At 68.3% G+C, this 21713-nt stretch carries 18 protein-coding genes; 15 read left to right on the forward strand and 3 right to left on the reverse strand.

The window, feature by feature from the left end; genetic code table 11:
• Nucleotides 1–57 precede the first annotated feature (57 nt).
• From ACFCQI_RS13885 to ACFCQI_RS13920, 8 genes are all read left to right on the forward strand, one after another.
• The gene (locus ACFCQI_RS13885) at nt 58–1809 is read left to right on the forward strand and encodes a copper resistance system multicopper oxidase (protein WP_395117611.1); all 1752 of its coding nucleotides are present in this window, start codon (nt 58–60) and stop codon (nt 1807–1809) included.
• Entirely contained in the window at nt 1806–2828 is a 1023-nt protein-coding gene (locus ACFCQI_RS13890; RefSeq protein WP_395117613.1) for a copper resistance protein B, read from the forward strand. The genes ACFCQI_RS13885 and ACFCQI_RS13890 overlap by 4 nt, the downstream gene beginning before the upstream one ends.
• Before the next feature lie 9 nt (nt 2829–2837).
• Nucleotides 2838–3929 (forward strand): c-type cytochrome, encoded by a 1092-nt coding sequence (locus ACFCQI_RS13895; RefSeq protein WP_395117615.1) that lies wholly within the window; start codon nt 2838–2840, stop codon nt 3927–3929.
• Between the two features lie 2 nt (nt 3930–3931).
• On the forward strand, nt 3932–4384 hold the full coding sequence (locus ACFCQI_RS13900; protein ID WP_395117617.1) for a DUF411 domain-containing protein: 453 nt from the start codon (nt 3932–3934) through the stop codon (nt 4382–4384).
• A gap of 83 nt (nt 4385–4467) precedes the next feature.
• Nucleotides 4468–4890 carry a hypothetical protein gene (locus ACFCQI_RS13905; protein WP_395117619.1) on the forward strand — a complete coding sequence of 141 codons (423 nt, stop codon included), beginning with the start codon at nt 4468–4470 and terminating at the stop codon, nt 4888–4890.
• Nucleotides 4891–4972: 82 nt separating this feature from the next.
• Nucleotides 4973–6250: a TolC family protein gene (locus ACFCQI_RS13910; protein WP_395117621.1), complete on the forward strand. Its 1278-nt coding sequence runs from the start codon at nt 4973–4975 to the stop codon at nt 6248–6250.
• Nucleotides 6247–7554 carry an efflux RND transporter periplasmic adaptor subunit gene (locus tag ACFCQI_RS13915; protein WP_395117623.1) on the forward strand — a complete coding sequence of 436 codons (1308 nt, stop codon included), beginning with the start codon at nt 6247–6249 and terminating at the stop codon, nt 7552–7554. The genes ACFCQI_RS13910 and ACFCQI_RS13915 overlap by 4 nt, the downstream gene beginning before the upstream one ends.
• On the forward strand, nt 7551–10727 hold the full coding sequence (locus ACFCQI_RS13920; RefSeq protein WP_395117625.1) for an efflux RND transporter permease subunit: 3177 nt from the start codon (nt 7551–7553) through the stop codon (nt 10725–10727). The genes ACFCQI_RS13915 and ACFCQI_RS13920 overlap by 4 nt, the downstream gene beginning before the upstream one ends.
• A 445-nt stretch (nt 10728–11172) precedes the next feature.
• Here ACFCQI_RS13920 and merR read toward each other — a convergent pair whose 3' ends face one another.
• Entirely contained in the window at nt 11173–11580 is a 408-nt protein-coding gene (merR, locus tag ACFCQI_RS13925) for an Hg(II)-responsive transcriptional regulator (RefSeq protein ID WP_056763436.1), read from the reverse strand.
• Between the two features lie 70 nt (nt 11581–11650).
• On the opposite strand from merR, the gene merC reads away from it, so the two are divergent.
• From merC to ACFCQI_RS13955, 6 genes are all read left to right on the forward strand, one after another.
• The gene (gene merC / locus ACFCQI_RS13930; protein ID WP_056763438.1) at nt 11651–12073 is read left to right on the forward strand and encodes an organomercurial transporter MerC; all 423 of its coding nucleotides are present in this window, start codon (nt 11651–11653) and stop codon (nt 12071–12073) included.
• A gap of 69 nt (nt 12074–12142) precedes the next feature.
• Entirely contained in the window at nt 12143–12358 is a 216-nt protein-coding gene (locus ACFCQI_RS13935; RefSeq protein WP_395117627.1) for a GDCCVxC domain-containing (seleno)protein, read from the forward strand.
• 70 nt (nt 12359–12428) lie between these two features.
• Nucleotides 12429–12818, forward strand: a complete 390-nt coding sequence (locus ACFCQI_RS13940) for a hypothetical protein (RefSeq protein WP_395117629.1) — start codon at nt 12429–12431, stop codon at nt 12816–12818.
• Between the two features lie 66 nt (nt 12819–12884).
• Nucleotides 12885–14132, forward strand: coding sequence for a TolC family protein (locus tag ACFCQI_RS13945; RefSeq protein ID WP_395117631.1), 1248 nt, complete (start codon nt 12885–12887; stop codon nt 14130–14132).
• Nucleotides 14129–15379: an efflux RND transporter periplasmic adaptor subunit gene (locus ACFCQI_RS13950; RefSeq protein WP_395117633.1), complete on the forward strand. Its 1251-nt coding sequence runs from the start codon at nt 14129–14131 to the stop codon at nt 15377–15379. Before ACFCQI_RS13945 ends, ACFCQI_RS13950 begins: the two co-directional genes overlap by 4 nt.
• 10 nt (nt 15380–15389) lie before the next feature.
• Entirely contained in the window at nt 15390–18536 is a 3147-nt protein-coding gene (locus tag ACFCQI_RS13955; RefSeq protein WP_395117635.1) for an efflux RND transporter permease subunit, read from the forward strand.
• Between the two features lie 109 nt (nt 18537–18645).
• Here the strand turns inward: ACFCQI_RS13955 and ACFCQI_RS13960 are convergent, their stop codons facing one another.
• Entirely contained in the window at nt 18646–19716 is a 1071-nt protein-coding gene (locus tag ACFCQI_RS13960; RefSeq protein ID WP_395117637.1) for an EamA family transporter, read from the reverse strand.
• A 59-nt stretch (nt 19717–19775) separates the two neighbouring features.
• A complete protein-coding gene (locus ACFCQI_RS13965; RefSeq protein WP_395117639.1) occupies nt 19776–20705 on the reverse strand; it encodes a DMT family transporter in 930 nt (309 codons plus the stop codon).
• 214 nt (nt 20706–20919) lie between these two features.
• Between ACFCQI_RS13965 and ACFCQI_RS13970 the strand changes: the two genes are divergently transcribed.
• Nucleotides 20920–21705, forward strand: coding sequence for a DUF4349 domain-containing protein (locus ACFCQI_RS13970; RefSeq protein ID WP_395117642.1), 786 nt, complete (start codon nt 20920–20922; stop codon nt 21703–21705).
• The last annotated feature ends 8 nt before the right edge of the window (nt 21706–21713 follow it).

Raw genomic sequence — 21713 nt, forward strand, 5'->3', positions numbered from 1 at the left:
GTGGACGGCGGCCCGTGTCGGCACCGGCCATCGGTGCCTTCCCCGAAGGAGACCTGCGTGCATCCATTTCCCCCCTTGCCTGCGACCGACCTGTCGCGGCGACGTTTCGTGCAGGGCCTGGCCCTGGGCGGCGCGGCAGCCGGCCTTGGCCTGCTGCGGCCCGCGAACGCCTGGACGCTGACCAGCCCGGGACAGCCCACCGTGCTCAGCGGCACCGACTTTGCGCTGGACATCGTCGAGCGCACCGTCAACTTCACCGGCGCGGCGCGGCCGGCGACCACCGTCAACGGAGGCGTGCCAGGTCCGTTGCTGCGCATGCGCGAAGGCACCACGGTGAACCTGCGCGTGAGCAACCGCCTGCGCGTGCCCACCTCGATCCACTGGCACGGCATCGTCCTGCCGTTCCGGATGGACGGCGTACCCGGCCTCAGCTTCGACGGCATCGCGCCGGGCGAGAGTTTTCTGTACCGGTTCCAGCTGCGCCAGAGCGGCACCTACTGGTACCACTCGCACTCGGGTTTCCAGGAGCAGAACGCGCTGTACGGTCCGCTGGTGATCGAACCGGCCGGCCCCGAGCGATACCCCACGGATCGCGACTATGTGGTGATGCTCAACGACTGGACCGACGAGGACCCCGAGCGCATCTACGCCAAGCTGAAAAAGCAGAGCGACTACTACAACTTCGCGCAGCCCACCGTGCCGGACTTCTTCCGTGACGTGCGTGAAAAGGGCCTGAGCCAGGCGCTGGCCAAGCGCAGAATGTGGAACCAGATGCGGATGAATCCGACCGACCTCGGCGACGTCTCCGGCTACACCTACACCTACCTGATGAACGGCACGACGCCGGCCGGCAACTGGACCGGCATCTTCAGGCCCGGCGAAAAGATCCGGCTGCGTTTCATCAACGGTTCGTCGTCCAGCATCTTCGACGTGCGCATTCCCGGCCTGAAAATGACGGTGATCGCCGCCGACGGCCAGGACGTGCAACCGGTGGCGGTCGACGAATTCCGCATCTCGGCAGCCGAAACCTACGACGTGATCGTCGAGCCGCAGGAGGAGCGCGCGTACACGCTGTTTGCCCAGTCGATCGACCGCAGCGGCTACGCGCGCGGCACGCTGGCGCCGCGTGCAGGCATGGACGCCGAGGTGCCGGCGCTGGACCGGCGCGTGTGGCTCGGCATGCAGGACATGATGGGCGCGATGTCGCACGCGGACCATGGCGGCGGTGATGCCGCGATGCCCGGCATGGACCACGGCAGCATGGATCACGCCGGCATGACCACCGCACCCGCCGTGCACCACGTCCGCACCGAATACGGCCCCGGCGTGGACATGCGCGTCGACATGCCGCGCAGCAATCTCGACGATCCGGGCATCGGCCTGCGCGACAACGGCCGCCGCGTGCTGACCTACGCCGACCTGCACACCGTCGGCGGCCCGCTCGACGCGCGCGAACCCGGCCGCGAGATCGAACTGCACCTGACCGGAAACATGGAGCGCTTCATGTGGTCGTTCGACGGCATCAAGTACTCCGACGCCAAGCCGATCCATTTCAACACCGGCGAGCGCCTGCGCATCGTGCTGGTCAACGACACCATGATGAACCACCCGATCCACCTGCACGGCATGTGGAGCGAGCTGGAGAACCCGCACGGGCAGTTCCAGGTGCGCAAGCACACCATCAACGTGCAGCCGGCACAGCGGATCAGCTACGCGGTGACCGCCGACGCGCCGGGGCGCTGGGCCTACCACTGCCACCTGCTGTACCACATGGAGGCGGGCATGTTCCGCGAGGTGGTGGTGGCATGAGCACGAAGCGCCGCGATACCTCGATCGTTCCGCGCCGCGTGGCGTGGCTGGCCGCACTGCTGCTGGCCATGCCGCTGGCGGCGACGGCGCAGAGCGCGCCAGCCCCGGCCGGCAGCACGGCGCCGGTGGCGATGGACCATGGCCCGATGCACGGGATGGACCACGGCGGCATGCATCACGGCACGCCGCCGCCCGCGCCGGCGACATCCCCCCAGGTCATGCCCGACATGGATCACGCGTCGATGCCCGGCATGAGCCACGGCCAGGCGCATGGCGCGGGCGCGGGCATGCAACCGATGCAGGGCGGCTACGCACCGGCGGACGCACGCAGTGGCGATTATTCCGACGGCATCGCCGCCAGTCCCGCGCACGCCCTGCACATGCACGGCAGCACACCCGCCGGCATGCTGCTGATCGATCAGCTCGAAGCGTTCCACGGCCGCGACGGCAACGGTCAGTCGTGGGAAGCCTCAGGCTGGTACGGCAGCGACACGGACAAGCTGTGGCTGCGCAGCGAGGGCGAGCGCAGCGATGGCCGGATCGGCGATGGCGAGGTCGAGGCGCTATGGGATCACGCCGCGGCCGCGTTCTGGAGCACGCAGCTGGGCGTGCGCCATGACTTCGGCACCGGTCCGCAGCGAAGCTGGGCCGCGTTCGGCGTGCAGGGCCTGGCGCCGTACTGGTTCGAGATCCAGGCCACCGCCTACGTCGGGCCGTCCGGCCGCAGCGCGGCGCGCCTGCGGGCGGACTACGAGCTGCTGTTCACCCAGCGGCTGATCCTGCAGCCGGAGCTGGAGGTCAACCTGCACGGCAAGTCCGACCCGGCGCGCGGCATCGGCAGCGGCCTCACCGATGCCAGGCTGGGCTTGCGCCTGCGCTACGAGATCCGGCGCGAGTTCGCGCCGTATCTTGGCGTAGTCTGGACGCGCCGCTTCGGCACCACGGCCGATTTCGCCCGCGCCGATCATCAGGCAGTCTTCGACCGGCAGTGGGTCGCCGGCCTGCGCATCTGGTTCTGAGGAGAGCCCATGAAACGACTCATCATCACCGTCGTGATTCTCTGCGTCATCGCCGCCGCCGGTGTCGGCGCCTTCGTCTGGTCCGGCGTCTACAACGTCGGCGCCGACGACCACCACACCAGACCCGTCTACGCGCTGATGCAGACGCTGCGCGAGCGCTCGATCGAGCATCACGCAAAAGACATCGTGGTGCCGAATCTCGACGACCCGCAGCTGATCCTCAAGGGCGCCGGCCAGTACGCGGCGATGTGCACCGGTTGCCACCTGGCGCCGGGCATGGCCGAGAACGAGATGCGCCCGGGCCTGTACCCGCTGCCGCCCGAGCTGGCGAAATTCCGGCCCGATCCGCGCGAGGCGTTCTGGGTGATCAAGCATGGCGTCAAGATGAGCGCGATGCCGGCGTGGGGTGCCACCCATGACGACGCCACGATCTGGAGCATGGTGGCGTTCCTGCAGAAACTGCCCGACATGACGCCGGCGCAATATCAGGACATCGTGGCCCGGGCACCGCAGGACCACGACATGGATGAGGCGGGCGGCCACAGCCACAGCCATGGCGGCACCGCTGACGAGGATGCGCATGGCACGGCGGCGATGGAAGGCATGCCGATGGCCGGCGAAGCGGGGCACAGCCATGACGCGGCTGATGGCGATGTTCACGAACACGCCGCCGTGCCGACGGTCGAGGCGCCGCTGTCGATGGAAGGCATGACGCCGGGCGCAGTGCCGGCGGCCGAAACGGTGGCGCGGGCCTTCCAGGCCGCGTTGCAGCGTGGCGACCGCGAAGCCGTACTCGCACTGCTGGCGCCCGGGGTCCGCGTCAGCGAAGGCGGCCACACGCAGACACGCGACGAATACGCCGCCGGCCATCTGGGCGAGGACATCAAGTTCCTGAAGGCCGCGAAGCTCACGCCGGTCTCGTTCGGCTCGATGCCGATGGGCGACACCGCAATGGTCGGCAGCGAAAGCGGCGTCGAGGTCACGATCAAGGGCAGGCCGACCACGCTGCGCAGTCGCGAGATGCTCAAGCTCGGCAAGGACGGCGACAGCTGGAAGATCGTGTCCGTCCAGTGGCAAACCACCCCGACAACCGGAGAATGACGATGAAACGATGGTTTTCCCGCATGGGCATCAGTTTGCTGTTTGCCGTGCTGTTCGCGCCGGCGGCGTTGGCGGCGAATGCGTTCGACGTCTACCGCGACCCGTCCTGCGGCTGCTGCGGCGCCTGGGTCGATTACATGCGCGCGCAGGGCTACACCGTCACCGTGCACCAGGACCAGCCGATGGCGACGGTGAAGGCGCGCTTCGGCGTGCCGCCCGGTGCGGTGTCTTGCCATACCGCGGTGATCGAGGGCTACGTGGTCGAGGGGCACGTGCCGGTGGAGGACATCCGCCGCCTGCTCGCCGAGCGGCCGGACGCCATCGGCATCGCCGCGCCCGGTATGCCGATGGGCTCGCCCGGCATGGAGATGGGCGCGCCCGAGCGTTACGATGTAGTGCTGATCGGCCGCGACGGCTCGACCCGGGTGTATGCGACGCACGGCCTGGCTGCGTGAGCGCAGCTGGTCTCCCGATCGCGATCCGCCGACTTGATCCGCGTCAATGACCTGCCCGCTGCCGACACTACAGTGCCCGTGAGATGAAACCCGCCTTCCGCCTCCGTCCCGTCGCCCGTCGCCGCCTTGCGTGGCTGGTGGTCGTGCTGCTGCTGTGGCAGCAGGTGGCGGTGGCGGCGTATGCCTGCGTCGCGGCACAGGCGGCGCCGGCCGCGGCCGCGCTGGCCGTGGCGGTGCACTCCTCGTCCATGGCAATGGCCGACGGCTGTGCGGACATGACGACACCGGTCGATCCGCTGTGCCGGCAGCATTGCCAGCCCGACCATGCCACCCAGGTCGATGCGCGCACCGCCTCGGTGCCGGCCAGCGCGTTGTCCGCGCTGCCGCCGGTGCTGCTGTCCGTGACGGCGGTGGCGTTGCCGTCCGAGCGGGCGTTGATTCGGCGCGAGCGTCTGCGAGCGCCGCCACCGATTCCCCGCTTGTTGTTCTGTTCGCTCCTGATTTGATCTGACCCGTCGCGGTATCCACCGACGTGGCGTCGTGCCTGCATGGCACGGCGCGAATCGCAGATCGACGGAGTGTTCACCCATGTTCTCCCTTCAATTCGCCCGGCGCCTGATGGCGGCGGGTCTGGCCGTGCTCCTGTGGGGAGCGGCGGCCGCGGCGGCGCATGCCGCCGAACCGCCGCTGACGCTTGATGCCGCCATCCATCAAGCGATCGAGCGCGCACCCCTGCTGGAGGCGCGCCGCGCCCAGTCGGAATCGGCACGACAGGAGGCGGCCCGTGCGGGTGCGCTGCCCGATCCCCAACTCACCGTCGGGGTCGACAATCTGGCCGTGCAGGGGCCGGGCGCATTTACGGTTGGCGGTGACAGCATGACCATGCGCACCGTCGGCATCAGCCAGGCCCTGCCATCGCGCCGCAAGCGTCAGGCCGAACGGGCGATGGGCCATGCCCAGGCGGATTTGGCCGCATCGTCGGAGGTGGCGACCGGCTTGTCGATCCGGCAGCAGGTGGCCGATGCCTGGATCTCCGCCTGGGGTGCGCACCGCGAAGCCATGATGTTGCGATCCATGCGGCAGGCATGGGCGCAGGACGTGGCCGTGGCGAAAGCACGCTTGCGCGGTGGTACCGGTAGCGCGGCAGAGGTGCTCGCCGCCCGCATGGAATCCCTCGACCTGGAAAACCGTCTCGATGAGGCGAATGCCCGCGAGGCACAGGCCCGCGCGGGCCTGGCGCGATGGCTCGGTTCTCCGATCGGGCAGCCGCTGGGGGACGCGCCAGACTTCGCCGTCCTGCCGCACGACGAAGCGTCCTTGCTGGCCAGCCTCGATCGTCAGGGCAACCTGCTCGGGTGGCCGGCCCGCGAACAGGCCGCCGAGGCAGCGCTTGCCGCTGCCCGTGCCGACAAACGCCCTGAATGGAGCGTGGGCTTGAGCTACGGCTCCCGTGTGCGCGGCTTGTCCGACATGGTGTCGCTGCAGGTCGGGGTAAGCCTGCCGCTGTTCACGCGCAACCGGCAGGATCGGGGTATTTCCGCCCGCGCGGCCGACCTCGATGCGGTTCGCGACGAACGCGACGACGCACGCCGTCAGCAGGTCGAGGCCATCCGATCCGCCTGGGCGCAATGGGAATCGCTCGGCCAGCAGGTGCGCCGGCACCGCGATGCCTTGCTCCCACTGGCCAATGACCGCGTGGTCCTGGCGCTCGCCGCGTACCGCGGCGGCGGCGAGATCCAGCCCTTGCTGGATGCCCGTCGCGACGAGATCGCTCACCACACGGATTACGCCCGCATGCAGGCCGAGTACGGCCGCGCCTGGGCGGCACTGGCTTATCTGTTACCCACTTCGGAGACGACGCCATGAAGCGCGCATTGATGATGCTCACCGCCGCGCTGCTGGCGGTCATGCTGCTTCTGATCGGCTACTTCGGCGGCCGCCATCAGGCGCCATCGTCTCCGTCGCAGGCCGGTACTCCCGCCTCCGCAGCGGAAGCCGGCGGTAAAAAAATCCTGTACTGGTACGACACGATGGTGCCGCAGCAACACTTCGACAAGCCGGGTCTGTCGCCGATGGGCATGCAGATGGTGCCCAAATATGCCGATGAGAAGCCGGCCGAAGAAGGGACGGCCAAGGATGTCGTCCGGATCGATCCGACGACGGTGCAGAATCTCGGCGTTCGCACCGCCACGGTGGAGCGTCGCGTGCTGGCGTCGGCGCTCCGGGTGCCGGGCACCATCACCTGGGATCTGCGCCAGGCCATCACCATCAGCGCCCGCACCGATGCGGTGGTGAGCAAGCTGGACGTACGCGCGCCGTATACCGTGGTCAAGGCAGGCGAGCCGCTGGCGGAGCTGTTGGCACCGCAGTGGAGCAGTGCACTGGCCGAATACGATGCGCTTCAGCATGTGCAGTCGACCGAAGCAAAAGGCCTTCGCGCGGCTTCGCGGGAACGCCTGCAGGTGCTGGGCCTGACGCCGGCAGAGATCCGATCGTCGCGTCGCGGCACGGGCGCGGCGATCACGCTGCACGCCCCGCAGGCGGGCGTCGTCACGACACTGGACGTGCGTGAAGGCCAGCGCGTCACCGCCGGTCAGACCTTGATGACAGTGAATGGCCTGTCCACCGTGTGGACCGAGGCGGCACTGCCGCAGGCAGCGGCGGGCACGGTGCGCAACGGCACGCCGGTGGTGGTCACGGTCGATGCCCTGCCGGGTCGGTCGTTCCCCGGCACCGTGGAAACCTTGCTGCCGGAGGTGGATGCGGTGACGCGCACCCAGCGCGCCCGCATCGTGCTCGACAATCCCGACGGTGCCTTGAGTCCAGGCATGTTCGCCACCGTGCGGCTCAGCCCCGCGCAGGGTGAAGCGGTGCCCGTGGTGCCGGACGACGCGCTGATCGCCACCGGCAGCCAGACGCGGGTAATCATCGCCGAGGGAGATGGCCACTTCCGTGCTGTATCGGTGCGCATCGGGCGTGCAGCCGGCGGCTATACGGAAATTCTCGACGGCCTCACGGGCGGTGAAAAGGTCGTGGTCTCCGGCCAGTTCCTGATCGACTCGGAGGCGAGCCTGTCCGGTGCGCTGGAGCGCCTGAATGACAGCTCCACCAAACCGGTGCCGGCCACGAGTACCCCCATGCCGGGCATGCCGATGGGAGACAGACCATGATCGCCGCCCTGATTCGCGCGGCGATCGCCCATCGCGTGTTCGTGCTGCTGGCTGCACTGGCCTTGGCCCTGATCGGCATGTTCTCGGTGACGCGCACGCCGGTCGACGCGCTGCCCGATCTGTCCGACACCCAGGTAATCATCCGCACCAGCTACCCGGGCCAATCGCCGCAGGTGGTCGAGGATCAGGTCACCTATCCGCTGGCCACCACGATGCTCTCGGTGCCCGGCGCGACCACGGTGCGCGCCTTTTCGTTCTTCGGCGACTCCTACGTCGATGTGCTGTTCGACGACAGCACCGACCTGTACTGGGCACGCTCGCGGGTGCTGGAGTATCTGAGCCAGGCGCGCGATCGCCTGCCGGCCGGCGTCACGCCCTCTCTCGGCCCTGATGCCACGGGACTCGGCTGGATCTACGAGTACGCGCTGATCGATCCCACCGGCAAACACGATCTCGGCCAGCTGCGCGCGCTGCAGGACTGGTTCCTGCGCTATCAGCTCAAGACCGTGCCGAACGTCGCCGAGGTCGCCACCTTGGGCGGTATGGAGCGGGCGTGGCAGATCGTGCCCGATCCGCAGGCGCTGGCGGCGCGCGGCATCACCGTGGCGCAACTGGTCGATGCGGTGCGCGCCGCCAATGGTGCTAACGGTGGCTCGGTGATCGAACGGGGTGAAGCGGAGCTGATGGTACGCAGCGAAGGCTACCTGAAGAGCCGCGCGGACTTCGAAAACGTGCCGATCACCGTCAACGCCAGTGGTGTGCCGGTGCTGCTGCGCGACGTGGCGACGGTGCGGCGTGGCCCGACGTTCCGTCGTGGCATTGCCGAGCTGGACGGGCAAGGCGAAGTGGTCGGCGGCATCATCGTGATGCGCACGGGCAAGAACGCGAAGGCCACCATCGCCGCGGTGAAAGCACGGCTGGCCGAACTGCAGCGCAGCCTGCCGGCCGGCGTCGAAATCGTGCCCACCTACGACCGCTCGCAGCTGATCGACGCCGCGGTGAGCAATCTGTGGAGCAAGTTGTTCGAAGAATTCCTGGTGGTGACGCTGGTCTGCGTGTTGTTCCTGGGGCACCTGCGCTCGGCGCTGGTGGCCGTGATCACGCTGCCGCTGGGCGTGTTGGTCGCCTTCATCGCGCTGCATCTGCAAGGCGTCACGGCAAACCTGATGTCGCTCGGCGGCATCGCCATCGCGATTGGCGCGATGGTGGATGCGGCGATCGTGATGATCGAGAACGCGCACAAGCACCTGGAACATTGGCGCAACGCGAACGGTGGACGCGAACCGCAAGGTGCGCAGCGGTGGTCGCTGATCGCCGACGCTGCCGCCGAGGTGGGGCCCGCGCTGTTCGTCAGCCTGTTGATCATCGCGCTGTCGTTCGTGCCGGTCTTTGCGCTGCAGGGACAGGAGGGCAAGCTGTTCAAGCCGCTGGCCTTCACCAAGACCTATGCGATGGCCGCGGCGGCCGGGCTGGCGGTGACCCTGGTGCCGGTGCTGATGGGCTACCTGATCCGCGGGCGCATCCGTGCGGAGCGCGACAATCCGCTCAGCCGGGTTCTGATCCATGGCTATCGGCCCCTCCTCGAAGCCGTGCTCCGTTATCCGAAAGCGGTCCTGGTGCTGGCCGGTGTGCTGCTGCTTACCGCGGTCGTTCCGCTGACCAGGCTCGGCAGCGAGTTCATGCCGGCGATGGACGAAGGCACGCTGCTGTACATGCCCACCGCGTTGCCGGGACTGTCCGCCGGCAAGGCCTCGCAGTTGCTGCAGCTGACCGATCGCATGATCAAGACCGTGCCCGAGGTCGATCATGTGTTCGGCAAGGCGGGGCGCGCCGACACGGCCACCGATCCGGCACCGCTGGAGATGTTCGAAACCACGATCACCTTCAAGCCGAAGGACCAGTGGCGGCCCGGCATGACGATGGACAAGATCAAGGCGGAACTGGACAAGGCCGTCCACGTGCCGGGGCTGACCAACCTGTTCGTGCCGCCGATCCGCAACCGCATCGACATGCTCTCCACCGGCATCAAGAGCCCGATCGGCATCAAGGTGCTGGGTACCGACCTGGCCACGCTGCAGACCGTAGCCGACCGGATCGAGACGGTGGCGAAGACCGTGCCCGGCGTCAGCTCGGCGATCGCCGAGCGCCCGGCCAGCGGTCGCTACGTCGACGTGCACATCCGCCGTGATGCCGCCGCGCGCTACGGGCTGTCCCAACAGCAGCTGCAGCAGTTGATCGCGACGGTAGTTGGCGGTGATCCGGTCGGCCAGACGATCGAGGGACGCGAGCGCTATCCGATCGTGGTGCGTTACCCGCGTGCCGAGCGCGACTCGGTCGGGGCGTTGCGACAGCTGCCGATCGTCGCTGCCGATGGCGCCCAGCTCACTCTGAGTCAGGTGGCGGACATCGCCGTGGTGGCGGGGCCGTCGATGCTGAAAAGCGAGGGTGGCCAGTTGGCGACCTATGTCTACGTCGACACAGCCAGCAGCAATCTCGGCGGCGTGGTTGCGGATCTGCAACGCGCAGTGGCCCAGCAAGTCACCTTGCCGCCGGGCACGACCTTGGCTTGGTCCGGTCAGTTCGAGTACCTGGCCAGTGCCATGGAAAGACTCAAGCTGGTGGTGCCGATTGCGCTGGTGATCATTTTTCTGTTGATCTATGCCGTTTTCCGCCGGGTGAGCGAAGCCGCGCTGATCATGGCCAGCGTGCCGCTGGCGCTGGTGGGCGGCCTGTGGTTGATCTGGTTGCTCGGTCACGCGGTGTCGGTGGCCACGATCATCGGCTTCATTGCGCTGGCCGGCGTCGCTGCCGAGTTTGGCGTGGTGATGCTGTTGTATCTGCACCATGCCTGGGAGCACCAGCTTGCGCTCGATCCCCACGCCGGCCCGGAAGCGCTGGACGCAGCGATCCGCGAAGGTGCCGTGCAGCGCGTGCGCCCGAAGGCGATGACCGTCGCGGTCATTCTCGCCGGTCTGTTTCCGATCCTGCTCGGCCACGGTGCCGGTTCGGAAGTGATGCAGCGCATCGCCGCACCGATGATCGGCGGCATGGTCACCGCGCCCTTGCTGTCCATGCTCGTCATACCCGCGGCGTACCGCCTGCTGGTTCGCCACCGGCTGCGTAAAACCGGCAAGACAAACACCACACTTCACCCCAACCCGCAAGGAAACTGACCCATGAGGAGCCATGCATCACCCTCGCGATCGCCGTGACGTTGCCTGATTAGCGACAAGGCTCAGCCAATACCTCACCGTTCGCCCTGAGCGTAGGCCCGCAGGGCCGCACGCGGGGAGCAGCCATGGATGGCTGTAGCTTTGAGGAGCGAGGAAGTCGAAGGGTGATCGCCTATGGGCGCTTCGACTCCGCTTGCTGTCGCAAGCTACGCTCAGCGCGAACGGGTTTCCAAGCTGAGCTTCGTCGCTAATCAAGTGACGTTGGGCGCAGCCGGGTGTCGGGCAGCCATCGGCAGATGGATCCAGACCTGCCGGGCATGGTCGGGATGCGGGCCACCAAGGCATGCTCCGCGACGATCATGGCGGAGCGGCCTGAGCGTGGCTGCAAAACTCAGCCGATGCGCGTCGCCGGCTTCCTATCGGCCGCATCCTGCCTGCCGCCATTTCAGCAGGCATGCAACGAGGCGATGAGCGGGCAGGACACGCTGCGCTGACGCGCACCGCATTGTTCGACGAGCGCAGCGAGGGCCGTCTCCATGCGTGTGAGGTCGGCCAGTCGGCTGCGTACATCGGCCAGCCGCAACGCGGCGAGATCGGCCGCTTCCGTGCAATGGGTGCCATCCTCCAGCCGCAGCAGCTGCGCGACCTCATCGAGGCTGAACCCCAACCGCTGCGCGGATTTCACGAACTTCACCCGTGCAACCTCCGCGTTTCCGTAGCGACGAATGCCGCCCGGCGGACGGGCGGGCTCCGCCAACAGGCGCTTGCGCTGGTAGAAGCGGATCGTTTCGACATTGACCCCGGCTGCCTTGGCGAAGGCGCCGATGGAAAACGTATCCTGCGTGGAGGACATGGGCTTGACTCCGTACTTGACTACGGGAATACCTTAGATCACCGGCATTCCACGCGAAAGGAGAACCTCCATGCCCCTGCTCACCCGGCTGGCCGACAAGGCCGGACTGATCGGCAGTGTCGTCTCGGCAGCGGCCTGCGTGAATTGCTTTCCCGCCCTGGCCAGCCTCGGTGCGGCGATCGGGCTGGGCGTACTGAGCCCGTACGAAGGCCTGTTCATCCGCATCCTGCTGCCGGCGTTTGCGGGCATCGCGCTGCTCGCCAATGCGCTGGGCTGGCTCAGTCACCGGCGGTGGCCGCGGGCCGCGCTCGGTATGCTCGGCCCGCTGCTGGTGCTGCTGGCGGTATTCGTGATGCGGGCCAGTGGCCATCGCACCGGATGGCTGCTCTATCCGGGCCTGCTGCTGATGGTGGCGGTGTCCATCCGCGATCTGCTGGCGCCAGCACCGAGCGCATCCTGTCGCACGGCCAGCGACACGGTGGATGCCCGCTGAACCGACGCGATTGACAAGGGCATGGCGAAGACCATGCCTACACTTCACTCCATTTCTCCGGCGAAACACGTGACGACCGAACTCATCCTGCTCAGCACGCTGACCTGTCCGCATTGCGGCCACCAGGCCACCGAGACCATGCCGATCGACGCCTGCCAGTTCTTCTACGACTGTCCCGGCTGTGGCAAATTGCTGCAGCCCAAAGCGGGCGACTGTTGCGTGTTCTGTTCTTGGGGCAGTGTGCCGTGCCCGCCGATCCAGCAGCAGAAGCGCTGCTGCGGGTGAGCGTCGCGGCGGATGAACCGTCGCTTCGCCGGTTGCCTTCGCGGCTCTTCCTGCGCATAGTGGGCAGGTCATGAGCGTCCTTCGCACTTTTCGCCGCTTGCCCCATCGTCGCCCCGTCATGGTGCGCGCGGTACTGCTGTTCGCGCTGGCGATGGTGCTGTCGGCCTTGATGCCGAGATGGATCACGCATGGCCATGACGACGCGCACACGGCAGTGCACGCGATCGCCGTCGATGCCGCCGCCGATCACCACCATGCCGACGGCGCCGACGAGCCGATGGTGTCGCTGCCGGATGGCTCGCACGTCCATGCGCATTACCTGGCCGGCGCCGCGGCAACCCTGCCGAAAATCGTCGTTGCGCTATGCGCGCCGGTGCAGGCGGACGTCTGCACGCCATGGCAGGATGCTTCCGCACCCGACGGTTCGCCGACCCGGCTGCATCGCCCTCCCATCGTCTGACGGCAACGTCCCGACGGCCGCGTTGCGGCCTGAACTCGTTGACTGTGCATTCGATGGGAGAACGTCGTGTTTTCTTTACGCTGTCTGTGCCTCCTGCTGCTGGCGGGCGGCTTCGGTGCGCCCGCGGTGGCGGGCGAGGCGCTTTCGCTGCCGCAGGCGGTGGCTCGTGCGCTTGCACACAACCCGGCCATTCGTGCCGGCGATCGGACCATCGTCGCCGCGGAACGGCAGGCGGACCTTGCCGGCCTTGCGCCGCCCTGGGTGGTGGGGGCGGAGGTGGAGAATGTGGGGGGCAGCGGATCGCTGGCCGGCGTGCAGGCGGCGGAGACCACCTTGCGCCTGGGTCGTGTCCTCGAACGGGGCGGCAAGCGCGACGCCCGCGTGGCCGCGGGCGCCATCGACGTCGAGCGGTCGCGCATTGCGCTGGAACAGACCCGTCTGGAACTGGCCACCGAGGCCGCCAGGCGCTTCGTCGAAGTGCTCGCCGATCAGGCGCGCACCACCGTGGCGGCGCAGGACCTCGCCCTCGCGCACGAGCTGACGGCGACCGTGCGGCGCTGGGTGCAGGCCGGCCGCAGTCCGGAGTCGGACCTCGACCTGATGCAGATCGCCGAGGCGCAGGCCGACATCGAGGTGGAGCACACGTCGCACGAACTGGCCGGTGCCAGGGTCTCGCTTGCCGCGTTGTGGAACGCCGTCGAACCCGACTTCGACACGGTGGCCGGCAACCTGTTCGAGCTGCCCGCGGTGCCGGCGTACGACGCGCTCGTGTCGCGCCTGCCCGACAACCCCGCCCTGCGTGGCCTGGCGCTGGACACGCGCGCGGCGCAGGCGCGCGAACGCCTGGCCGTCGCCAGCGCCAGGCCGGATGTCAGCATGTACGTCGGCGTGCGGCGGCTGTCCGCGTTCAACGACACCGCGCTGGTCGCCGGCATCTCGCTGCCGCTGGGCAGCGCCGGCCGCTCGGCGCTGAGCGTGGCCCAGTCCGTGGCCGAGACCGAGGCGGCCGACGCACGTGCGCAGGCGCAGCAGATCGACGTGCGCCAGCGGCTGTTCACGGCGTACCAGGAGCTGGTCCACGCGCGCACCGCCTTCGAGGCGTACCGCGACCGCATGATCCCGAAAGCCGAGGCCGCGCTGGCGCTGACCCGCAAGGGCTTCGAGGCCGGGCGTTTCAGCTTCGTCGCGCTGTCGCAGGCCCGGCGCACGCTGCTCGAGCTGCGCAAGGCGCAGATCGACGCCGCTGTCCGCTACCTCACCTTGTTGACCGACATCGAACGGATGACGGTCGCTGCCGGAGTTTCGTCCCCATGAAGAACATCCATCTCAAGCGCGCCATGCTGGCGCTGCTGGTGCTCGCCACCGTCGCCCTCGGCGCCTGCGGCGATCGTGCCGCACGTGAACCGGCCGACGGCGAACACGCGGCCGCCGAGGCGTATGAGCGCGGCCCGCACAACGGCCGCCTGCTACGCGACGGTTCGTTCGCGCTCGAAGTCACCATCTACGAGGCCGGCGTACCGCCGGAGTTCCGCCTGTACGGCTATCGCGACGGCAAGCCGTTGCCGGCGGGCGCACTGCAGCCGGTGGTCGAGATCAGACGTCTGGACGGCGAAACCACCCGCTTCGCGTTCCGTCCCGAAGGCGACGCGCTGGTCGCCGACGGCACGGTGGCCGAGCCGCATTCGTTCGACGTCAAGGTCAGTGTCGTCCACGACGGCAAGCCGCATGCGTGGAGCTACGCCTCGCATGAAGGGCGCGTCACCATCCCCACCGCGACCGCGGCGGCCGCGGGCGTGATAACCGCCATCGCCGGTCCGGCCACGATCCGCGACGTGCTGCCGCTGATGGGGCGCGTGGCGATCGACCGCAGCCGCCAGGCCATGGTGCGCGCGCGTTTCCCGGGCATCGTGCGCAGTGTGCCGGTAAACCTGGGCGATCGCGTGCGCCGCGGGCAGACGCTGGCCACGTTGGAAGGCAACGACAGCATGCGCCGCTACGCCGTCACCGCGCCGCTGGACGGCGTGGTGCTGGCGCGCAACACGAATGTCGGCGACGTCGCTGGCGACGCGCCGCTGTTCGAGATCGCCGACCTGTCCTCGGTCTGGATCGAGCTGGACGCGGTCGGCCGCGATGCCGACCGCCTGCGGCCGGGGCAGACGGTGAGCGTGCGCCCGGCCAGCGGCGGCGAGGCGCTGGGCACCCGCATCGATACGCTGGTGCCGGTGACCCGGGCGGGCATGAGTGTGGTGGCCCGTGCGCGCATTCCCAACCCGGACGATGCCTGGCGCCCGGGCATGGCGGTGGTCGGCGAGGTTGCCGTCGCACAGCGTGAGGTGCCGCTGGCGGTGAAGGTCTCGGGTCTGCAGCGCTTTCGCGACTTCACCGTGGTGTTCGCCCAGGTCGGCGAAACCTACGAAGTGCGCATGCTCGAACTGGGCGATCACGACGACACCTCGGCCGAGGTGCTCGGCGGCCTCAAGCCCGGCACGGCCTACGTGAGCGAGCAGAGTTTCCTCATCCGCGCGGACATCGAGAAGTCCGGCGCCAGCCACGACCACTGAGGACGCCCGCATGCTTGAACGACTTGTACGCGCCGCGATCGCGCATCGCCTGCTGGTGCTCGTGCTGGCCCTGGGGCTGGGCGCGCTGGGCGTCTGGAACTATTCGAAGCTGCCGATCGACGCGGTGCCCGACATCACCAATGTCCAGGTGCAGATCAACACCGAGGCGCCCGGTTATTCGCCGCTGGAAGCGGAGCAGCGCCTGAGCTATCCGATCGAGACGGCGCTGGCCGGCCTGCCGCACCTGCAGCAGACGCGCTCGATCGCCCGTTACGGGTTGTCCCAGATCACGGCGGTGTTCGAGGACGGCACCGATGTGTATTTCGCGCGGCAGCAGGTGGCCGAGCGGCTGAAGGAGGTCGGCGCGCAACTGCCGGCGGGCATGCAGCCGACGCTGGGGCCGGTGACCACCGGCCTGGGCGAGATCTTCATGTACGTGGTCGAGGCCGCCCCCGAGGCGCGGCGCGCCGACGGCGAGCCGTGGACGCCGACGGACCTGCGCACGCTGCAGGACTGGGTGATCCGGCCGCAGCTGCGCAACCTGGCCGGGGTGACCGAGGTGAACACGATCGGCGGCTTCGTGCGCCAGTTCCACGTCACCCCCGACCCGGCCCGGCTGGCCGCCTACGGGGTGAGTCTGGTCGACGTGCAGCAGGCGCTGGAGCGCAACAATGCGAATGTCGGCGCCGGTTACATCGAGCGCTTCGGCGAGCAGTACCTGATCCGCGTGCCCGGGCAGATCGCCGATCTCGACGGCTTGCGCGAGGTCGTGGTCAAGCAGCAAAACGGCGTGGCGTTGCGCGTGCGCGACGTGGCCGAGGTCGCCGAGGGCGAGGAATTGCGTACCGGTGCGGCGACCGAGAACGGCCACGAGGCCGTGCTGGGTACCGTGTTCATGCTGATCGGCGAGAACAGCCGCGTCGTGGCCCGGCGGGTCGCGGCCGAGCTGCAGGAAATCAACCGAAGCCTGCCTGCCGGGGTCAGTGCACGCGCGGTCTACGACCGCACGCAGCTGGTCGACCGGGCCATCGCCACGGTGCAGAAGAACCTGGCCGAAGGCGCGCTGCTGGTGATCGTGGTGCTGTTCCTGCTGCTGGGCAACTTGCGTGCGGCGCTGATCACCGCGGCGGTCATTCCGTTGACCATGCTGATGACGATCAGCGGCATGGTCGGCAACGGCATTTCCGGCAACCTGATGAGCCTGGGCGCGCTCGACTTCGGCCTGATCGTCGATGGCGCGGTGATCATCGTGGAAAACTGCCTGCGCCGCTTCGGCGAGGCGCAGCATCGCCTGGGCCGCATGCTGAGCCGGGACGAGCGTTTCGCGCTGGCGGCCAGCGCCACCGCCGAGGTGATCAAGCCGAGCCTGTTCGGCCTGTTCATCATCGCCGCCGTGTACCTGCCGATCTTCAGCCTCTCGGGGGTCGAGGGAAAGATGTTCCATCCGATGGCGTTCACCGTGGTGATCGCGATCGCCGCAGCGATGATCCTGTCGCTGACTTTCGTGCCGGCGGCGGTGGCGATGTTCGTGACCGGCCGCGTGGCCGAGAAGGAGAACCGCGTGATGCTCGCTTTCCGCCGCGCCTACGCGCCGCTGTTGGAGCGGGTGATCGCGTGGCGGGTGGCGGTGGTCGCCGCGGCGGCCGTGCTGGTGGTCGCCGCCGGACTGCTGGCCGGCCGGCTCGGTGCCGAGTTCATTCCCGACCTGGACGAAGGCGACATCGCCCTGCATGCGCTGCGCATCCCCGGCACCGGCCTGACCCAGGCGATCGGCATGCAGCAGCAACTGGAAGCACGCATCAGGCAATTTCCCGAGGTCAGTCACGTGTTCGCCAAGCTGGGCACGGCCGAGGTGGCGACGGACCCGATGCCGCCGTCGGTCGCCGATACCTTCATCATGATGAAGGAGCGCAAGGACTGGCCCGACCCGCGCAAGCCCAAGGCCGGGCTGGTCCGCGAGATGGACGCGGCAGTACGCGCCATACCCGGCAACAACTACGAGTTCACCCAGCCGGTGCAGATGCGCATGAACGAGCTGATCGCCGGCGTGCGCGCGGAGGTGGCGATCAAGGTCTTCGGCGACGACCTCGACACGCTGGTGAAGCTGGGCGAGCGGGTGGAGAAAGTCGCCGCCGGCGTGGCCGGGGCGGCCGACGTCAAGCTGGAGCCATCCACCGGCCTGCCGTTGTTGACGATCCAGCCCGACCGCATCGCGCTGGCGCGCTACGGCCTGTCGGTCGCCGACGTGCAGGACACGGTGTCCATCGCGTTGGGCGGCGGCCCCGCCGGCCAGGTGTTCGAGGGCGACCGGCGCATCGACATCGTGGTGCGCCTGCCGGAGGCGCAACGCAGCCGGCTGGAGGGTCTGAGTGCTTTGCCGATCCCGTTGCCGGCGCGTGACAACCCGTCGGCCCCGACTACGGTACCGCTGGGTGAGGTGGCGCATGTCGAACTGTCCACCGGGCCGAACCAGATCAGCCGCGAAAGCGGCAAGCGGCGGGTGGTGGTCACCGCCAACGTACGCGGCCGCGACCTGGGTTCGTTCGTGGATGAGTTGCGCGACGCCGTGGCCGTCGAGGTCAGCCTGCCACAGGGCTACTGGATCAACTACGGTGGCACCTTCGAGCAGTTGATCTCGGCCGGCCAGCGCCTGCAGGTCGTGGTGCCGGTCGTGTTGCTGTTGATCTTCGGCCTGCTGTTCATGGCGTTCGGCTCGGCGAAGGACGCCGCGGTGATCTTCAGCGGCGTGCCGCTGGCGCTGACCGGCGGCGTGCTGGCGCTGTGGATGCGCGGCATCCCGTTCTCCATTTCCGCCGGCGTGGGCTTCATCGCCTTGTCGGGCGTGGCGGTGCTCAACGGCGTGGTGCTGGTGTCGTTCATCCGCCGGCTTCTCGACGACGGAATGGGCCTGGACAGCGCCATTCGCGAAGGTGCGCTGACCCGCCTGCGGCCGGTGCTGATGACCGCGCTGGTCGCCTCGCTGGGCTTCGTGCCGATGGCGCTGAACGTGGGCACCGGCGCCGAGGTGCAACGCCCGCTGGCCACGGTGGTGATCGGCGGCATCCTGTCCTCGACCTTGCTGACCCTGCTGGTGCTGCCGGCGCTGTACCGGTGGGTGCACGGGGGCAATGCGCGGCGTCGGGTATCGGCCAGCTGAGCGGCTGTTGGCCATTTGAGGAGATCGCGAACAGCCGCGTTCCTGGTCGCCATTCCCGCGAAAGCTCCTGTCGCCTTCGCGGGGATGGCGTCATCGGGGCGAGGTTCCTTCAGGCATGCCGATGGCGGTGGTGGATGTCCGGATAGTGCGGGTGGCTGTGCACCAGCGGTTCGTGCACATGCGGGTGGGTGTGGGGCTCCTTGCCGTCCCACGGGAAGTCGTGGGCGTGCTGGTGGTGCTCGTCGTGGTAGTGGCGATGGCTGTGCGCCAGCGCCTCATGCGCGTGTTCGTGCGCATGCCGCTCGCTGACGTGCAGCCATACGCCGAGCACCATGAGCGCGCCGGCCAGCCAGAATACGAGCGGCGGATGTTCGGCGATCAGCAACAGCGACAAGCCGGCACCGACGAACGGAGCGGTGGCGAAGTACGCGCCGGTGCGCGCCGTGCCCAGGCTGCGCAGGGCGAGCACGAACAGCACCAGGCTCAGGCCGTAGCCGACGAAGCCGAGCACTCCGGTGGCGAGCAGGGGCAGCACGGCAGGGAAGCGGTAGCCCATCATCAGCGCCAGGGTGAGCGTGATGATTCCGGCCACGCCGCCCTTGATCGCGGCGATCTGCACCGGATCGCCGCCGGCGACGGGGCGTGTCAGGTTGTTGTCGATCGCCCAGCACAGGCATGCGCCGGCGATCGCCAGCGCGCCCCACGGAACCTCGCTGCCGGCCTGGCGCTGCCAGGACAGCAGCACGCTGCCGGCAACGATCGCCAGCATGCCCAGGAACACGCGCCGATCCACATTCTCGCGAAACACCACCCAGGCGAGCACGGCGGTCAGCACGCTTTCCAGGTTGAGCAACAGCGAGGCCGTGGACGCGGGCGTCTGCGCCAGCCCCAGCATCAGCAGGATCGGACCGAGCACGCCGCCGAACAGCACCGCGCCGGCGAGCCATGGCGCGTCCCGTCGCGTCAGTGGTGCCTCAGCGGCGCGCTGGCGGCGCAGCTTGCGCAGCAGCAGCCATAGCGAAAGGCCCAGCCCCGAGCCGGCGTACAGCAGCCCGGCCAGCAGCAGCGGCGGCGTCGTGTCCAGCAGCAGCTTGGCCAGCGGCGTGCCGAGGCCGAACAAGGCTGCCGCGGCCAATGCCTGCAAGATGCCGCGGTGGTGCTGGTGGTTGGCGGTCGTCATGTGTTCGCCCCGATGAATCAACGCTGGCGCGCCGTGGCAGCGTAGTGCGCGAGGTTCGCTCAGTCGACCATGCTGTGGCTTTCGGTGGTGCCAAGCAGCTCCGGCTGGGTGGTGACGCGCTGCTTGCGATGCAGCAGCGGATGCACGAACACTGCAGCGAGGATCACCGCCACGCCGAGATAGAACCAGTGATCGAGTTCGTGCTGCTCGCCGAGCAGCACGATCGCCAGCACGATCGCGTAGACCGGTTCCAGGTTGGTCACCATCTGGGTGCCGAACGCCGTCATGTGGCGCAATGCCACCAGCGCCAGCGTGAACGGCAGCAGGGTGCAGCCGAACGCCAGCGCCAGCAGCAGCAGCGCGTCGTGCAGGCTCGGCAGCACGAACAGCGCGCCCTGGTGCGGCAGCAGCGGCGCCAGCAGGGTGAGGAACGCGGTACCGGTGCCCAGCTCGATGAAGGTCACCGTCAGCGGATCGCCCGATTCGACCATGCGCTTGTTGAGCGAGCCGAACAGCGCCACGAACAGCGCCGACAGCACGCCCACCGCGATGCCGATGCGCATGTCCACCGGCACGCCGCCGACCACCATCACCACGCCCGGCACTACCGCCACGCCGATCAGCAATTCGCGCGGATCGAATTTGCGCTTGGCGAGCCACGGCTCGATGAAGGCCAGGAACACCGGCCCCAGCGCGATGCAGGTGGCGCCAACCGAGGCATTGGACAGCTTGATCGCGGCATAGAAGGTCAGCCAGTGCAGCGACACCAGCACGCCGATGCCGGCATATGCGCCGATCAGCCGCCATGACATCGCCCGCAACTGGCGCCGCACCCTCGGCACCAGCAGCAGCGCACCGGTTACCAGCAGCATGCGCCACCACACCAGCGGCAGCGCCTGCAAGGTGATCAGCTTGCCCAGGATCGCGGTAAAGCCCCACAGCAACACGCAGAAATGAATCTGCAGACGAGCCTGATTGACGGGGTGCATGGACGTACGCGCAAGGGAAGTCGCGGCATTCTAGCGCCATGCCTGGCACGACTCGCATGCCCGTGCAGGAGCGCACCCTGTGCGCGATGCCTTTGGGTGTCGGGACGAAGCGTGGGGCACCGCGGTACGGTGCGCTCGCGCTTCGACGCCACGTGGTTTGAGTTTGTCTGCCGCTGTGGCAGATTGACCCGACCTGACTGCCTTGGGGAATCGCATGTCCAGCTTCCGCTCTGTCTGCATGGCGCTGTTGCTGCTGGGTGTGCTGCAGGCGATCTGCGGGTGCTCGAAGAAGCAGGAGGTCTCGCCAGCACCGGTCAGCGGAGAGCAGTCGAAGTCCGGGGCGATGCTGGCTTATGAGCACACGCTGCGGATCAAACTGCCGGAAGCGAAAATTGCCGATCGCCTGGCGGTGGCCCGGCAGGCTTGCGAGTCGGATCGATTCGGTGCCTGCAACGTTCTGCGCATCCGGCAGGATGAGCACTCGGCATCGCTGGTCGTGCGAATCGTGCCAGATGGCGTTGAGCCGATGGCGAAGCTGGCATCTCAAGACGGCACGGTCGGATACCGGCAGACCCGGGCCGAGGATCTCGCCGATGTGGTCACCGACAACCGGCGTCAGCGCGACTTGCTGGAAAAGCAAGCCCAACACCTGGCGGACCTCGCCGCGCGCAAGGACATGGCCGTTGCCGATCTGATCGCGCTCAGCCACGAGCAGGCCTCGGTGGAAAGCCAACTGCAATCGCTGCAGGCCGCTGGGGCAAATCAGCAGCGCCGGCTGGATACCAATCGGCTCGAACTGGATTTCGACAGTAGCGATGCCCGCAGCGGGCGTATCGGTATCGGCTTTTCCGGCTTGCCCGACGAGGTGGCGGACGGCGTGGTCGATGCGTTGGGGCTGCTCGGCTACGGCTTGCCCTTTCTGATTCTGGCCTTCCCGCTGGCGATGCTGTGGCGCCGGCTATGGCGCCGGTTCACCCGCTCCGGACGGCAGCTGCACTGAACGTTGCC

It is taken from the genome of Rhodanobacter sp. FW102-FHT14D06, from assembly GCF_043950705.1.
GTDB lineage: Bacteria > Pseudomonadota > Gammaproteobacteria > Xanthomonadales > Rhodanobacteraceae > Rhodanobacter.

Excerpts from the sequence above, each read along its gene's own strand:
- ACFCQI_RS13895 (WP_395117615.1), top strand. The coding sequence starts at position 2,838 with ATGAAACGACTCATCATCACCGTCGTGATTCTCTGCGTCATCGCCGCC.
- ACFCQI_RS13955 (WP_395117635.1), top strand. The coding sequence starts at position 15,390 with ATGCTTGAACGACTTGTACGCGCCGCGATCGCGCATCGCCTGCTGGTG.
- ACFCQI_RS13965 (WP_395117639.1), bottom strand. The coding sequence starts at position 20,705 with ATGCACCCCGTCAATCAGGCTCGTCTGCAGATTCATTTCTGCGTGTTG.
- ACFCQI_RS13950 (WP_395117633.1), top strand. The coding sequence starts at position 14,129 with ATGAAGAACATCCATCTCAAGCGCGCCATGCTGGCGCTGCTGGTGCTC.
- ACFCQI_RS13905 (WP_395117619.1), top strand. The coding sequence starts at position 4,468 with ATGAAACCCGCCTTCCGCCTCCGTCCCGTCGCCCGTCGCCGCCTTGCG.
- merC (WP_056763438.1), top strand. The coding sequence starts at position 11,651 with ATGCCCCTGCTCACCCGGCTGGCCGACAAGGCCGGACTGATCGGCAGT.
- ACFCQI_RS13940 (WP_395117629.1), top strand. The coding sequence starts at position 12,429 with ATGAGCGTCCTTCGCACTTTTCGCCGCTTGCCCCATCGTCGCCCCGTC.
- ACFCQI_RS13920 (WP_395117625.1), top strand. The coding sequence starts at position 7,551 with ATGATCGCCGCCCTGATTCGCGCGGCGATCGCCCATCGCGTGTTCGTG.
- ACFCQI_RS13970 (WP_395117642.1), top strand. The coding sequence starts at position 20,920 with ATGTCCAGCTTCCGCTCTGTCTGCATGGCGCTGTTGCTGCTGGGTGTG.
- ACFCQI_RS13915 (WP_395117623.1), top strand. The coding sequence starts at position 6,247 with ATGAAGCGCGCATTGATGATGCTCACCGCCGCGCTGCTGGCGGTCATG.
- ACFCQI_RS13910 (WP_395117621.1), top strand. The coding sequence starts at position 4,973 with ATGTTCTCCCTTCAATTCGCCCGGCGCCTGATGGCGGCGGGTCTGGCC.
- ACFCQI_RS13890 (WP_395117613.1), top strand. The coding sequence starts at position 1,806 with ATGAGCACGAAGCGCCGCGATACCTCGATCGTTCCGCGCCGCGTGGCG.
- ACFCQI_RS13960 (WP_395117637.1), bottom strand. The coding sequence starts at position 19,716 with ATGACGACCGCCAACCACCAGCACCACCGCGGCATCTTGCAGGCATTG.
- ACFCQI_RS13900 (WP_395117617.1), top strand. The coding sequence starts at position 3,932 with ATGAAACGATGGTTTTCCCGCATGGGCATCAGTTTGCTGTTTGCCGTG.
- merR (WP_056763436.1), bottom strand. The coding sequence starts at position 11,580 with ATGTCCTCCACGCAGGATACGTTTTCCATCGGCGCCTTCGCCAAGGCA.